Annotated in this window: 2 protein-coding genes; both read left to right on the forward strand. The window is 72.1% G+C overall.

Annotation, left to right across the window (positions count from 1 at the left end):
• Window positions 1-61 precede the first annotated feature (61 nt).
• A complete protein-coding gene (locus ACK1X7_RS44490; RefSeq protein WP_413116957.1) occupies window positions 62-10,456 on the forward strand; it encodes a type I polyketide synthase in 10,395 nt (3,464 codons plus the stop codon).
• Between the two features lie 85 nt (window positions 10,457-10,541).
• A complete protein-coding gene (locus ACK1X7_RS44495; RefSeq protein ID WP_413116632.1) occupies window positions 10,542-15,485 on the forward strand; it encodes a type I polyketide synthase in 4,944 nt (1,647 codons plus the stop codon).
• Window positions 15,486-15,509: the final 24 nt, after the last annotated feature.

The raw sequence follows: 15,509 nt of genomic DNA on the forward strand, positions 1-15,509 counted from the left end.
CACGAACCCACACCACCTGCCCGCCGACCACCCCGCTCCCGAAGCGCGACCCCGAGAGGTTCTGATGTCGGAACAAGAAAAGCTGCTCGGCTACCTCCGGCGGGTGACGGCTGATCTGCACCAGGCGCGGCAGCGTCTACAGGATGTGGAGTCCGCGGCCCGTGAGCCCATCGCGATCGTCGGGATGAGCTGCCGCTTCCCCGGCGGGGTGCGCTCCCCCGAGGAGTTCTGGCGGCTGCTGAGCGGGGCCGAGGACGCCATCACGCCGTTCCCCGAGGACCGCGGCTGGGACCTCGACTCGCTCTATGACGCGGACCCTGACCGGTCGGGCACCTCCTATACGCGTGAGGGGGGATTCCTGTACGACATCGGCGACTTCGACGCCGACTTCTTCGGGATCTCGCCGCGTGAGGCGATGGCGATGGATCCCCAGCAGCGGTTGCTGCTGGAGACGTCGTGGGAGGCCATCGAGCGGGCGGGCATCGATCCGGTCTCGCTGCGGGGCAGCCGGTCCGGGGTCTTCTTCGGGGCGGTGGCCCCCGACTACGGGCCGCGGGTGCATGAGGCGCCGGATGGTGTCGAGGGTCATCTGGTGACCGGCAGCGCCATCAGCGTGGTGTCCGGACGGGTGGCCTACACGCTCGGGCTCGAGGGCCCGGCGGTGACGGTGGACACCGCGTGCTCCTCGTCGCTGGTCGCGCTGCATCTGGCCGTGCAGGCGCTGCGTCAGGGCGAGTGCTCCTTTGCCCTGGCCGGCGGTGTGAGCGTGATGGCCACGCCGGGTACCTTCGTCGGTTTCAGCCGGCAGCGCGGGCTCGCGCTGGATGGCCGGTGCAAGCCCTTCTCGGCGGCGGCCGATGGTTTCGGGGCGGCCGAGGGCGCGGGGATGCTGTTCCTGGAGCGGCTGTCCGACGCGCAGCGCAATGGGCATCGGGTGCTGGCGGTTGTCCGGGGGACGGCGACCAACCAGGACGGTGCGAGCAGTGCGCTGTCCGCCCCCAACGGGCCGTCCCAGCAGCGGGTGATCCGTCAGGCGCTGGCCAACGCCGGGCTCACGGCCGGGCAGGTCGACGCCGTGGAGGCGCACGGGACGGGTACGAAGCTGGGCGACCCCATCGAGGCGCAGGCGCTGCTGGCCACCTATGGCCGTGAGCGCACCGCGGAGCGTCCGCTGCTGCTGGGGTCGGTCAAGTCCAACATCGGCCATACACAGGCGGCCGCCGGCGTGGCCGGTGTGATGAAGATGGTGTTGGCGATGGAGCAGGGCACACTGCCCCGCACCTTGCACATCGACGAGCCGTCGCCGCATGTGGACTGGTCTACCGGTACGGTCGAGCTGCTCACCGAGGCCGCCGCATGGCCCGAGGGCGAGGAGCCGCGCCGGGCCGGGGTGTCCTCGTTCGGCATCAGCGGGACCAACGCCCACGCCATCATCGAGCAGGCACCGGCACCGTCCGCCACCCCCGAGGTGACGCAGGACGACGCCACCGAGACGGCTTCCGGCTCCGAGGCGGCCGAGCAGGCGCAGGCGCCCCGGACGGCGCTGCCGCTGGTCCCCTGGCTGCTGTCGAGCAAGTCCGAGGCGGCGCTGCGCGCCCAGGCCAGGCGCCTGTTGGACCATGTGGAACAGCGTCCGGAGGTGGCGGCCGGGGACATCGGACTGTCTCTTGCCACCACGCGGACCGCTTTTGACCACCGTGCGGTGGTGCTGGCCCAGGACCGTGCGGAGGCCGTCCGGGCGCTGGCCGGTCATCTCGCGGGCGGGGGCACTTCGGGGCTGGTCGAAGGTGTCGCCAGGCGCAGCGCCGGGGTTGTGTTCGTCTTCCCCGGTCAGGGTTCGCAGTGGGTGGGCATGGCGGCGGGGCTGCTGGATGCCTCGCCGGTGTTCGCCCGGCGGATCGAGGAGTGCGCGGCGGCGCTGGCGCCGCTGGTGGACTGGTCGCTGGTGGAGGTGTTGCGCGGCGGTGAGGGCGCCGCGGCCGCCCTGGAGCGGGTGGATGTGGTCCAGCCGGTGCTGTGGGCGGTGATGGTGTCGCTGGCGGAGCTGTGGCGCTCCTACGGTGTCGAGCCCGCTGCCGTGATCGGTCACTCCCAGGGTGAGATCGCGGCGGCGTGTGTGGCCGGTGCGCTGTCGCTGGAGGATGCCGCGAAGGTGGTGGCGCTGCGCAGCCAGGCGCTGCCCGTGCTGTCCGGGCGCGGTGGCATGGTGTCGGTGTCGCTGCCCGTGGACTCGGTGCGGGAGCGCCTCGAGGCGTGGGGTGAGCGGCTGTCGGTGGCGGCGGTGAACGGGCCCTCGGCGGTCGTGGTCTCCGGCGACGCCGACGCGCTGGAGGAGCTGCTGGCGGCGTGTGCCGCGGAGGAGATCCGGGCGCGCCGTATCCCGGTGGACTACGCCTCGCACTCCGCCCACGTCGAGAGCCTGGAAGAGGAGATCCGGCGCACTCTGGCCGGGATCGCCCCGCGGTCCTCCTCGGTGCCGTTCTACTCGACGGTGACCGGCGGGGTGCTGGACACCACGGAGATGGACGCCGGGTACTGGTACCGCAATCTGCGCGGGACGGTGCGTTTCGACGAGACCGTACGAGTGCTCCTGGACGAAGGCTTCCAGACGTTCGTGGAGGCCAGCGCCCACCCCGTCCTGACCATGGGCATCGAGCAGACGGCCGACGACCACGGCACCCCCGTGGCGGCCGTCGGCTCGCTGCGCCGTGAGGAGGGCGGTCTGGAGCGGTTCCTGACCTCCCTGGCCGAGGCCCACGTCGGCGGTATCGCCGTGGACTGGCGGACGGTGTTCGCCGGGACCGGTGCCCGCCCCGTCGACCTGCCCACCTACGCCTTCCAGCGCCAGCGGTACTGGCTGGACGCCACCTCGGCCGCCGAGGTGGCGGCAGCCGGTGGCGGCCTGAGCACGGACGCGGTGGACGCGCGCTTCTGGGAGGCGGTGGAGCGTGAGGATCTGGAGGCGCTGGTCCGCACCCTGGAGGTGGCCGACGAGGAGCAGCAGTCGTCGTTGACGGCGTTGCTTCCGGCGCTGTCGTCCTGGCGCCGTCAGCGGCGCGAGCAGAACAAGGTGGACGGCTGGCGTTACCAGATTGTCTGGAAGCCCCTGGCATCCGCCTCCGGGACCACGCTCTCGGGCACCTGGCTCGTGGCCGTTCCGGAAGCCCGCGGTGACGACACTTTGGTCGCCGCCGTGCTGGACGGGCTGGCCGGGCGCGGTGCGCATGTGGTGCGCGTAACCGTCGGGGCGGCGGATGACCGTGAGGTGATGACGGAGCGGCTGCGCGTGGCCCTCGACGGCGTGGAGCCGTCGGCCGTGGCGGGTGTGTTCTCGCTGCTGGGCCTGGACGAGTCGGCGCATGAGTCCTTCCAGGTGGTCCCGGCCGGACTGGCCGCGACGGTGACGCTGGTTCAGGCGCTGGGCGATGCGGATGTGGTGGCCCCGCTGTGGTGCGGCACCCGGGGCGCGGTGTCGGTGGGGCGGTCCGACCGGCTGGTGAGCCCGATCCAGGCGATGGTGTGGGGCCTGGGACGGATCGTGGAGGCCGAGTACCCCCAGCGCTGGGGCGGCGTCGTGGACCTGCCCGAGACCATCGACGACCGTGCGGTGGCCCGGCTGGCCGGAGCGCTGGCCGGTGCGGAGTCCGAGGACCAGGTGGCGGTGCGCGGCTCCGGTGTCTTCGCCAAGCGGCTGGTGCGGGCCTCCGCGCCCGATGCCACGACCGCGGATGGCTGGCAGCCGAGTGGTTCGGTGCTGGTGACCGGTGGTACGGGTGCGCTGGGTGGTCACGTTGCCCGCTGGCTGGCGCGTACGGGTGCCGAGCATCTGGTGCTGACGAGCCGCAGTGGCATGGAGGCCGAGGGCGCCGCCGAGTTGAAGGCGGAGCTGGAGGAGTCCGGTGCCCGGGTGACGGTGGCGGCGTGTGACGCCGCGGACCGTGAGTCGCTGGCCGCGGTGCTGGACGCCATTCCGCAGGAGTTCCCGCTGACCGCCGTGGTGCATACGGCCGGTGTGCTGGACGACGGAGTCGTGGACGCCCTCACGGTGGAGCGGGCGGCCGGGGTGCTGCGTCCGAAGGTGGACGCGGCGCGGAATCTGCATGAGCTGACCGCGGGCATGGATCTGTCGGCGTTCGTGCTGTTCTCCTCGGCGGCGGCCACATTGGGCAATCCCGGGCAGGGGAGTTACGCCGCGGGCAACGCCTACCTCGACGCGCTGGCCGTCCAGCGGCGCGCGGACGGCCTTCCGGCCACGTCCATCGCCTGGGGCGCCTGGGCCGGAGGCGGCCTCGTCACCGGTGACATCGGCGAGCAGATGAGCCGGTCGGGGATCCTGGCCATGGTCCCCGAGCTGGCGATCTCAGCGCTTCAGCAGGCATTGGACCACGATGAGACGTTCCTCGCGGTCGCGGACATCGACTGGGCACGCTTCGAAGCGGACTCCGCCGACACCCCCCTCTTCCGCCGGCTGCGGAGCGCGCCGAGCGCGACCACGGGAAAGCAGCTCACGGCGGGCAGTGCCGCCGCCCCCGGGCGGGCGGAACTTCACGACCGGCTGGCAGCCATGCCCTGGGAGAAGCGCGAAGGGGCCCTGCGGGACCTGGTGCGTGCCCAGGCCGCCGACGTCCTCGCGCACGACAGCGCGGACGCGGTCGCCTCGGACCGCGCCTTCCGTGACCTCGGCTTCGACTCGCTGACCGCCGTTGAACTGCGCAACCGGATCGGTGCGGCCACCGGGCTGCGGCTGCCGGTCAGCCTGGTCTTCGACTACCCCACGCCCACGGTGCTGGCCCGGTTCCTGAACAGCGAGATGTTCGGCACCGAGGAGGTCGGCACCGCCGAGACCGCGCCCACCCGCTCGGACTCGTTCGACGAGCCCATCGCGATCGTGGCGATGAGCTGCCGGTTCCCCGGCGGTGTGCGGACCCCCGAGCAACTGTGGGACGTGGTGAACGCCGGAGTCGACACCATCTCCGGGTTCCCCGACGACCGCGGCTGGGACCTCGAGGGGCTGTACGACCCCGACCCCGACAAGCCGGGCAAGACCTACGCCCTCACCGGCGGATTCCTCGACAACGTCACCGACTTCGACCCGGACTTCTTCGGGATCAACCCGCGCGAGGCCCTGGCCATGGACCCGCAGCAGCGGCTGCTGCTGGAGACGTCCTGGGAGGCGTTCGAGCGCGCCGGAATCGACCCGGCGGCGTTGCGCGGCAGCCAGGCGGGCGTCTTCATCGGCTCGAACTACCAGGACTACAGCGGCCGGGCCATCAGCGCGCCCGACGGTGTGCAGGGCTATCTCGGACTCGGCAGCGCGTCGAGCGTCGCCTCCGGCCGCCTCTCCTACACCTTCGGCTTCGAGGGCCCGGCCGTGACGGTGGACACCGCGTGCTCCTCGTCGCTGGTGGCGCTGCATCTGGCCGCGCAGTCGCTGCGCCAGGGCGAATGCGATATGGCGCTGGCCGGCGGTGTGACGATCATGGCCACGCCGGGCACGTTCGTCGAGTTCAGCTCCCAGCGTGTGCTGTCGCCGGACGGACGGTGCAAGGCGTTCTCCGCCGAGGCCGATGGCACGGGCTGGTCCGAGGGCGTGGGCCTGCTGCTGGTGGAGCGGCTGTCGGACGCCCGGCGCAAGGGCCACCAGGTGCTGGCCGTCGTCCGGGGTTCGGCGATCAACCAGGACGGCGCGTCCAACGGACTGACGGCGCCGAACGGCCCGTCGCAGCAGCGGGTGATCGGCAAGGCGCTGGAGAACGCGGGCCTGTCGGCCGCCGATGTGGACGCGGTGGAGGCCCATGGCACGGGCACCTCGCTCGGTGACCCGATCGAGGCGCAGGCACTGCTGGCCACCTACGGCCAGGGGCGGCAGGAGGACCAGCCGCTGTGGCTGGGCTCCATCAAGTCGAACATCGGACACACCCAGGCGGCGGCCGGTGTGGCCGGGGTCATCAAGATGGTGATGGCCATGCGTGCGGGCGTGCTGCCCAAGACGCTCCACGCGGACGAGCCCTCGCCGCACATCGACTGGACCAGCGGCGCCGTGTCCCTGCTGCGCGAGCCGACCCCGTGGCCGGAGACGGACCGCCCGCGCCGGGCGGCCGTGTCGTCCTTCGGGATCAGCGGCACCAACGCGCACACGATCATCGAGGCGGCCGACGCCGCGGCGGCACCGGCGCGGGAGACGGGCGGTGCGGCCGCCGGTTCACCGGCCGGCCTCACGGTGGTTCCCTGGCTGCTCTCCGGCGGAAGCCCCGAGGCGCTCAGCGCTCAGGCCGGGCGGCTGCGCGAATTCGACGGTGTGGCCACCGCACACGCCGACGACCTCGCCGACATCGGCTATTCGCTGGCGACGACCCGTTCCGCCCTGCCCTACCGCGCGGTTGTGGTCGCCGAGGAAGCGGCCCAGTTCCGGGCCGGGCTCGACGCGCTCGCGGAGGGCCGGAACGCGGCCACGCTGATCCAGGGCGTGGCGCGGGCCGAGCACAAGACGGCGTTCCTGTTCTCGGGCCAGGGCGCGCAGCGCCTGGGCATGGGACGGGAGCTGTACGACGCCTTCCCCGTGTTCGCCCAGGCGCTGGACGAGGTGTGCGCGCATCTCGATGTGCTGCTCGACCGTCCGCTCACCGAGGTGATGTTCGCGGCCGAAGACAGCGCGGATGCCGGGCTGCTGAACCAGACGGCGTTCACCCAGCCCGCCCTCTTCGCCATCGAGGTGGCGCTCTTCCGGCTGCTGGACCACTGGGGCATCACCCCGGATGTGCTGATCGGCCACTCCATCGGCGAGATCGCCGCCGCGCATGTGGCCGGGGTGTTCTCTCTGGAGGATGCGTGCGCGCTGGTGGCGGCCCGTGGCCGGCTGATGCAGTCCATGCCCGAGGGCGGCGCGATGGTGGCCGTCCAGGCGCCCGAGGAGGAGATCGCCGCGTCGCTGGCCGGCCGCGAGGCCGAGGTGAGCATCGCCGCCATCAACGGCCCGACCGCCGTGGTCATCGCGGGCGACGAGGCCGCGGTACTGGAGATCGCCGGACAGTGGGAGCGAGAGGGCCGTAAGACGCGTCGACTGCGCGTCAGCCACGCCTTCCACTCCCCGCGCATGGACGGGGTGCTCGGCGACTTCCGCAAGGTCGTCGAGGGCCTGTCCTTCGCCCCGCCGGCCCTCTCCCTGGTCTCCAACGTCACCGGCAGGCCGGCGGAGACGGACGAGGTGTGCTCGCCGGAGTACTGGGTGCGCCATGTGCGCGAGGCGGTGCGCTTCGCGGACGGGGTACGGACCCTGGAGAAGCTGGGCGTGACGTCGTTCGTGGAGGTGGGCCCGAACGGTGTGCTCACCGCGATGGCCCAGGAGTGCCTGACGGCCGAGGAGTCCGACGGCGGGCTCGCCCCCTCGCTGGTGTCCGTGCTGCGCAAGGACCGGTCCGAGATCCAGTCGCTGACCATGGCGCTGGCCGAACTCCACGTCCACGGCACCACGGTGAAGTGGGACGCGGTGTTCGCAGGGCGTGGCGCCCGGCGGGTGGAGCTGCCCACCTACGCCTTCCAGCGGCAGCGCTACTGGCTCGAGACAGCGCCCGCCGCCGGGGATGTGACCTCGGCGGGGCTGAACTCGCCCGACCACCCGCTCCTCGGCGCCGCCGTCGCCCTGGCCGACACCGACTCCTACCTGTTCACCGGCCGTCTGTCCGTCGCCACTCAGCCGTGGCTCGCCGACCACGTCTTCGCGGAGACCGTGCTCTTCCCGGGCACCGCCTTCGTGGAAGTGGCCCTGCGCGCGGCGGAGCAGGTGGGCTACGAGCGGCTGGACGAGCTGACCATCGAGACGCCGCTGGTCCTGCCCGCACGGGGCGCGGCCCAGATCCAGCTCACCGTGGGCGAGCCGGACGAGGCCGGGGCCCGTTCGCTCAATCTGTACTCCAGGTCCGAGGACGCCCAGCCGGACGACCCCTGGACACGCCACACGACCGGCCTGCTCACCAGGGACCCGGCCACCACGGCACCGGAGGCGGTGGCCGCCGACTTCGCCGTGTGGCCGCCCGCGGAGGCGAAGCCGATCGACGTGGACGGTCTCTACGACCGCTTCATCGACGTCGGGTTCGCCTACGGCCCGGCCTTCCAGGGGCTGCGAGCCGCCTGGCGCCGTGGGGACGAGATCTTCGCCGAGATCGACCTGCCCGAGACACAGGACGCCGAGGCCGCGCGATACGGCCTGCACCCGGCACTGCTCGACGCCTCGCTGCACACCGTCGCGTTCAACCCCACCGGCACCGACGGCAGCACCCTTCCGTTCTCCTGGAACGGGGTGACCCTCCACGCCGGTGGCGCGTCCGCGCTGCGCGTACGGCTGGCGAGCGCGGGCGGGGACACCGTCTCCCTGCACGCCACCGACACCTCCGGCGCGCTCGTCGTCACCGTCGACTCCCTCGTCCTGCGGCCCGTGGCCCCGGAGCAGGTGAACTCCGCCCAGCCGTACGAGTCGCTGTACCAGGTCGAGTGGGTGCCCGTGGACACCTCCCGCGCCCCGGAGCCGAACGGCGTGGCGGCCGGGCGCTGGGCGCTCGTCGGCCCCGACCGGACCGAGCCGGCCGGTGTCCTCGGATCGGCCGATGGCACCGTGGACACCTATCCGGACCTCGCGGCCCTGGCCGAGGCCATCGACGCGGGCGCCACCGCGCCCGACGTCGTCCTGGCCTCGAGCGGGTCCGGCACCCGCCGGACGCAGGACCTGGCGGAGGCGGTACGGGAAGCCGGCCACCGCGCCCTCGACCTGCTCAAGAGCTGGCTGGCCGACGACCGCTTCGGCGCCTCCCGGCTGGTGTTCCTCACCCGGGGAGCCATCGCCGCGGGCGAGGACACCGATGTGGCCGACCCCGCCGCCGCGGCCGTCTGGGGCCTGGTGCGCTCGGCCCAGTCCGAGAACCCCGACCGGTTCGTCCTGGCCGACCTGGACGACCAGGACGGCTCACGCCGGATCCTCCCGGCGGCGCTCACCACCGATGAACCGCAGATCGTGGTCCGCGGCGGCACGGTCCTGGCCGGCCGGCTGGCCCGGGTCCCGGCTCGCGGCAACGAGCCCGAGCAGGCAGCGGCCACGACCGGCATCACCTGGGACCCGCAGGGCACCGTCCTGGTCACCGGAGCGGCCTCCGGCCTCGGGGGCCTGGTCGCCCGGCACCTCGTCAGCGAGCACGGTGTGCGCAACCTCGTACTGGCCAGCCGCCGCGGCCTCGCCGCGGACGGCGCGGCCGAACTGCGCACGGAGCTGGCGGACCTGGGCGCCCACGCCACGGTCGCCGCCTGCGACACCGCCGACCGCGACGCCCTCGCCGGACTCCTGGCCGCCCTGCCGGACGAGCACCCGCTCACCGCCGTGGTGCACACCGCCGGTGTGCTGGACGACGGCGTCGTCGAGGCCCTCACTCCCGAGCGCGTCGACCGCGTGCTGCGGCCCAAGGTCGACGCGGTGCTCAACCTGCACGAGCTGACCGCCGGCCTCGACCTGTCCGCGTTCGTGCTCTTCTCCTCCCTCTCCGGGACGCTCGGCGGCCCGGGCCAGGCCAACTACGCCGCCGCCAACGCCTTCCTGGACGCGTTCGCGTACCGGCGCCGGGCCGAGGGCCTTCCCGCCCAGTCGCTCGCCTGGGGGCTGTGGGAGGAGCGCAGCGGCATGACCGGCAAGCTGGACGAGGCCAATAGGCGGCGCATCGCCCGGGACGGCGTGGCCCCGATGGCCTCCGAGGAGGCCCTGGCCCTGTTCGACGCCTCGTGCGGCATCGACGCGGCCACCCTGGTCCCGGCACGGCTCGACGCCTCGGCGTGGCGAGCCCAGGAGGGGCCGATTCCGGCCCTGCTGCGGGGCATCATCCGGACCACGGCCCGGCGCGGCCCCGCGAGGGCGTCCACGGGCGGTTCCGGCGCCGGCTCCGCCGAACTGCGCCGCCGTATCGGCTCGCTGGACCCCGCCGCGCGACAGCAGGCGCTCCTCGAGCTGGTGACCGAGCACGCGGCCATGGCGCTGGGCCATGACAACCCCCGCATGATCGCCCCGGACCGCGGATTCCTCGACCTCGGCTTCGACTCGCTGACCGCGGTCGGACTGCGCAACCAGCTCGGCACGGTGACCGGCCTTCGGCTGCCCGCCACGCTGCTCTTCGACTACACGACGTCCAGGGCACTGGCCGGGTATCTGGCGGAAGAACTCGTCGCGGAGGAGCCGGACGCGTCGGTCGTGCTGCCGGTCCTGTCGGAGCTGGAGAAGCTGGAGAGCTCCTTCGCCGAGGTGGTGGCGGACGAAGCCGCGAGGACACGCCTCACAGCACGCTTGCAGCAGGTGCTGGCGAAGCTGACCGCAGGTCAGCAGACACAGTCGGCGAACGGTGGGGTCGCTGCCGCCGACAAGTTCGAGTCGGCGACCGACGACGAGATCTTCGACTTCCTCGACGAGGAGCTCGGAACGTCGTGACCACAACGCACCCGGTCCCCGGAAGTTACCGGCCGAAGGCTTTCAACCCCCTGTCTTGGGGTTCTCAGAGGAGTGACAAGAGGCAGTGAGCGACACCAAGCTGCGCGATTACCTCAAGCGCGCGACGGCCAGTCTGCACGAGACTCGTCAAGAGCTGCGGGAACTCAAGGACAGGGACACCGAGCCCATCGCCATCGTCGGCATGGGATGCAGGTATCCGGGTGGGGTGGAGTCGCCGGAAGACCTGTGGGAGCTGGTCGCCTCGGGCACCGACGCCATCTCCACCTTCCCCGTGGACCGGGGATGGGACGAGGATCTGTACGACCCGGACCCGGAGCAGCCGGGCAAGAGCTACACGCGTGAGGGCGGGTTCCTGCACGACGCGAACGGCTTCGACGCGTCGTTCTTCGGCATGAGCCCCCGCGAGGCGCTGGCGACCGATCCGCAGCAGCGGCTGCTGCTGGAGACCTCGTGGGAGGCGCTGGAGCGGGCGGGCATCGACCCGGCGTCCGCGCGCGGCAGCCGCACCGGCGTGTTCATCGGTGTGATGTACAACGACTACGGTTCGCGCATCCGGTCGATACCGGAGGGTCTCGAAGGCCACCTGGGGAACGGCAGCGCCGGAAGCATCGCGTCCGGCCGCATCTCCTTCACCTTCGGCTTCGAGGGCCCCGCGGTGACCGTGGACACGGCCTGCTCCTCGTCGCTCGTGGCGCTGCACCTGGCGGTGCAGGCGCTCCGCAAGGGCGAGTGCTCGCTGGCGCTCGCCGGCGGTGTGGCCATGATGGCGACTCCAGAGGTGTTCATCGAGTTCAGCCGACTGCGCGGACTCGCCGTGGACGGCCGCTGCAAGTCGTTCTCGAACGCGGCCGACGGCACCGCATGGTCCGAGGGCGCCGGTGTGCTGCTGCTGGAACGGCTCTCCGACGCGCGGCGCAACGGACACCAGGTACTGGCCGTCGTACGGGGCGCCGCCGTCAACCAGGACGGGGCGAGCAGCCGGTTGACCGCGCCGAACGGTCCCTCGCAGCAGCGGGTGATCCGCGACGCCCTGCGGAACGCGGGCCTGTCGGCGGCCGAGGTGGACGCGGTGGAGGCGCACGGCACCGGCACGACGCTGGGCGACCCGATCGAGGCACAGGCACTGCTGGCCACCTACGGCAAGGAGCGCCCCGGGGCGGACCGGCCGCTGTGGCTGGGGTCGTTGAAGTCGAACATGGGGCACACGCAGGCGGCCGCCGGTGTGGGCGGCGTCATCAAGATGGTGATGGCCATGCGGCACGGTGTGCTGCCGAAGACCCTCCACGTGGAGGAGCCGTCGGAGCACGTGGACTGGTCGGCGGGGGCGGTGTCGCTGCTGACCGAGCCGACCCCGTGGCCGGAGACCGGGGCGCCGCGCAGGGTCGCCGTGTCGTCGTTCGGCGTGAGCGGGACGAACGCGCACACCATTCTGGAGCAGGCTCCGGAGGAGGAGGCGGCCGAGGTCGCCGAGACCGAGGTGGCCGAGGGCCCGCTGGCGTGGGTGGTGTCGGGCCGCGGCGCGGCCGGCCTCCAGGCACAGGCCGGGCGGTTGCGGGAGTTCGTGGCGGCCCGTCCGGAACTGGACGCCGCCGATGTGGCGCTGTCGCTGGCGACCACCAGGTCCTCGTTCCCGCATCGTGGTGTGGTGACGGGGGCCGACCGCGAGGAGCTGCTGGCCCGGCTGGGCGCGTTGGCCGGGGACGAGGCCGTCCCGGGCGTCACGCGTGGTGTGGCGGATGCCCGGGGGCGTTCGGTGTTCGTGTTCCCGGGGCAGGGGGCGCAGTGGGCCGGTATGGCGGTGGACTTGCTGGAAAGTTCGCCGGTGTTCGCGGAGGCGATCGGTGAGTGCGAGTCGGCGCTGTCGGCTCATGTGGACTGGTCGCTGACGGATGTGCTGCGCGGGGTTGACGGTGCTCCCGGTTTCGACCGGGTGGATGTCGTCCAGCCGGTGCTCTTCGCGGTGATGGTGTCGCTGGCGAAGCTGTGGCGTTCGGTGGGTGTCGAGCCGGACGCCGTGATGGGCCACAGCCAGGGTGAGATCGCGGCGGCCTGCGTCGCGGGTGCGCTGTCGCTGGAGGACGCCGCGAAGGTGGTGACCTTGCGGTCGCAGGCCATTGCGAGGGGTCTTGCGGGCCGTGGTGGCATGGTGTCGGTCGGGCTTCCGGTCGACCAGGCCAGGGACCGTATCGCCGCCTGGGATGGCGCGATCTCGGTCGCCGCGGTCAACGGCCCCGGGTCGGTTGTGGTGTCCGGTGACCCGGGTGCGCTGGATGAGATGGTCGCTCAGTTGGAGGGCGAGGAGATCCGTGTTCGCCGGGTTCCGGTGGACTACGCCTCGCACTCCGCCCATGTGGAGGCGATCCACGAGGAGTTGCTGAAGGTTCTGGCGGACATCGCGCCGCGTTCGTCGGACGTCCCGTTCTACTCGACCGTGTCCGGTGAGCTGGTGGACACCGCCGGGCTGGACGCGGAGTACTGGTACCGCAACCTGCGGCAGACCGTCGAACTGGAGGCCACCACCCGCGCCCTGCTCGACAGCGGGCATGGTGTGTTCATCGAGGCGAGCCCGCATCCCGTACTGATGCTGCCGTTGCAGCAGACCGTGGAGTCCGCCGAGGCACAGGCGGTGGTCGTCGGCACGCTGCGGCGGGACGAGGGCGGTCTGGAGCAGTTCCTGACCTCCGCCGCCGAACTCCATGTGAGCGGGGCCGGTGTCGACTGGCGGAAGGCGTTCGAGGGCCGTGGCGCCCGCCGGATCGACCTGCCGACCTACGCCTTCCAGCGCCAGCGGTACTGGCTGGAAGCGCCGGTTGACGAGGCGCCCGCCGACGGTGCGGGGCTGGGCGCGGACAGTGTGGACGCGCGCTTCTGGGAGGCCGTCGAGCGCGAGGACCTGGAGACGCTGGTCCGGACGCTGGAGGTGGCGGACGAGGAGCAGCAGTCGTCCCTGACCGCGTTGCTTCCGGCGCTGTCGTCGTGGCGTCGTCAGCAGCGTGAGCGGAGCACGGTGGACGGCTGGCGCTACAGCGCCGCCTGGAGGTCTGTGGGGTCAGCCGCCAAGGCCACGCTCACCGGCACCTGGCTGGTCGTCGTCCCCAAGGTCTGTGGTGACGACGCGTTGCTCGGCTCCGTGCTGGATGGTGTGGCCGGGCGCGGTACGCAGGTGGTTCGTGTGGTCGTCGACGCGGCCGACGGCCGTGAGGTGATGACGGAGCGGCTGCGTGAGGCGCTCGACGAGTCGGGAACGGACCCGGCGGGAGTGGCGGGTGTGTTCTCGCTGCTGGGGCTGGACGAGTCGGCGCACGGGTCGTTCGAGGTGGTCCCGGCCGGGCTGGCGGCGACGGTGGAACTGGTCCAGGGGCTGGGTGATGCCGGTGTGGTGGCCCCGCTGTGGTGCGGGACCCGGGGCGCGGTGTCGGTGGGGCGCTCCGACCGGCTGGTGAGCCCGACCCAGGCGATGGTCTGGGGGCTGGGACGGATCGTGGAGGTGGAGTACCCCCAGCGGTGGGGCGGTCTGGTCGACCTGCCCGAGACCATCGACAGCCGTGCGATGGACCGGCTGGCCGGTGTACTGGCCGGTGCGGAGGCCGAGAACCAGGTGGCGATACGTGGTTCGGGAGTCTTCGCCAAGCGGCTGGTGCGGGCCTCGGCGCCGGAGAGCACGACCGGGGACGGCTGGCGGCCGGCCGGTTCGGTGCTGGTGACCGGTGGCACGGGTGCGCTGGGTGGCCATGTGGCGCGGTGGTTGGCGCGTACGGGTGCCGAACATCTGGTGCTGACCAGCCGTCGGGGCATGGCGGCCGAGGGTGCCGTCGAGCTGAAGGCGGAGCTGGAGGCCCTGGGTGCCCGGGTGACGGTGGCGGCGTGTGACGCGGCGGACCGTGCGGCGCTGGCGGCGCTGCTGGAGGGGATTCCCGCACAGTCGCCGTTGAGCGCGGTGGTGCATACGGCGGGTGTGCTGGACGACGGTGTGATCGACGCGCTGACGGTGGAGCGGGCGGCCGGGGTGTTGCGTCCCAAGGTGGACGCGGTACGGAATCTGCATGAGCTGACCGCGGGCATGGATCTGTCGGCGTTCGTCCTGTTCTCCTCGGCGGCGGGCACGATAGGCGGCCCGGGGCAGGGGAGTTACGCGGCGGGCAACGCCTATCTCGACGCGTTGGCCGCGCAGCGGCGTGCGGACGGCCTTCCGGCGACCTCCATCGCCTGGGGCGCCTGGGCCGGAAGTGGCCTGGTGATCGACGGCGACCTCGATGAGTACATGAACAGCAGCGGCGTCGCCCTGATGAACCCGGAACTGGCGATCTCCGCGCTCCAGCGCGTCCTCGACCTGGACGAGACCTACGCCCTGGTGATCGATGCCGCCTGGGAGCGCTTCGGGGGCGAGCAGAGCGGAGCCCGGCCGACGCCGCTGCTGACCGAGCTGGTGCAGAGGCGGCAGCCGAACGCGTCGTCCGAGCCGGCGGACCCGGCACCGGGCGAGCAGGCCGCGGCGGAGCTGCGTGCGGAGCTGGAGGGGCTCTCCCCGGCGAAGCGTCAGCGTTCCCTCCGCAAGCTGGTCCGGCAGCACGTCGCCGCGGTCCTGGGGCATGCCACTCCCGACGCCATCGAGAACGATCAGTCGTTCAGGGAGCTTGGTTTCGACTCGCTGACGGCCGTTCAGCTACGGAACCGATTGAGCGCGATCACCGGCCTGGAACTGCCGACCACATTGGCATTCGACTACCCGAACCTCACCGTAGTGGCCGAGCATCTGGAGACGAATATGTTTCCGGAGGCGGATGAGGCTGCGCTGAAGGACCCGGAGGAGGACCGGATTCGCGAGGCGTTGGCCGCCATTCCGCTCGCGCGGTTCCGTGAAGCCGGACTGATGGACGCCCTGCTGGAACTTGCCCAGATCTCGGAGAGCGGTTCCGAGCTGGAGCCCCAAGAAGAATTGAACAGCGCGGTCGACGCGATGGATGTCGACGACCTCGTCCAGAGGGCACTGGGCGGCGCAGACCTCTGATGGTTTTGGAAATTTGGAGCTACT

The sequence above is a fragment of the Streptomyces sp. CY-1 genome (assembly GCF_047218265.1).
In the GTDB taxonomy this organism is placed as follows: domain Bacteria; phylum Actinomycetota; class Actinomycetes; order Streptomycetales; family Streptomycetaceae; genus Streptomyces; species Streptomyces niphimycinicus.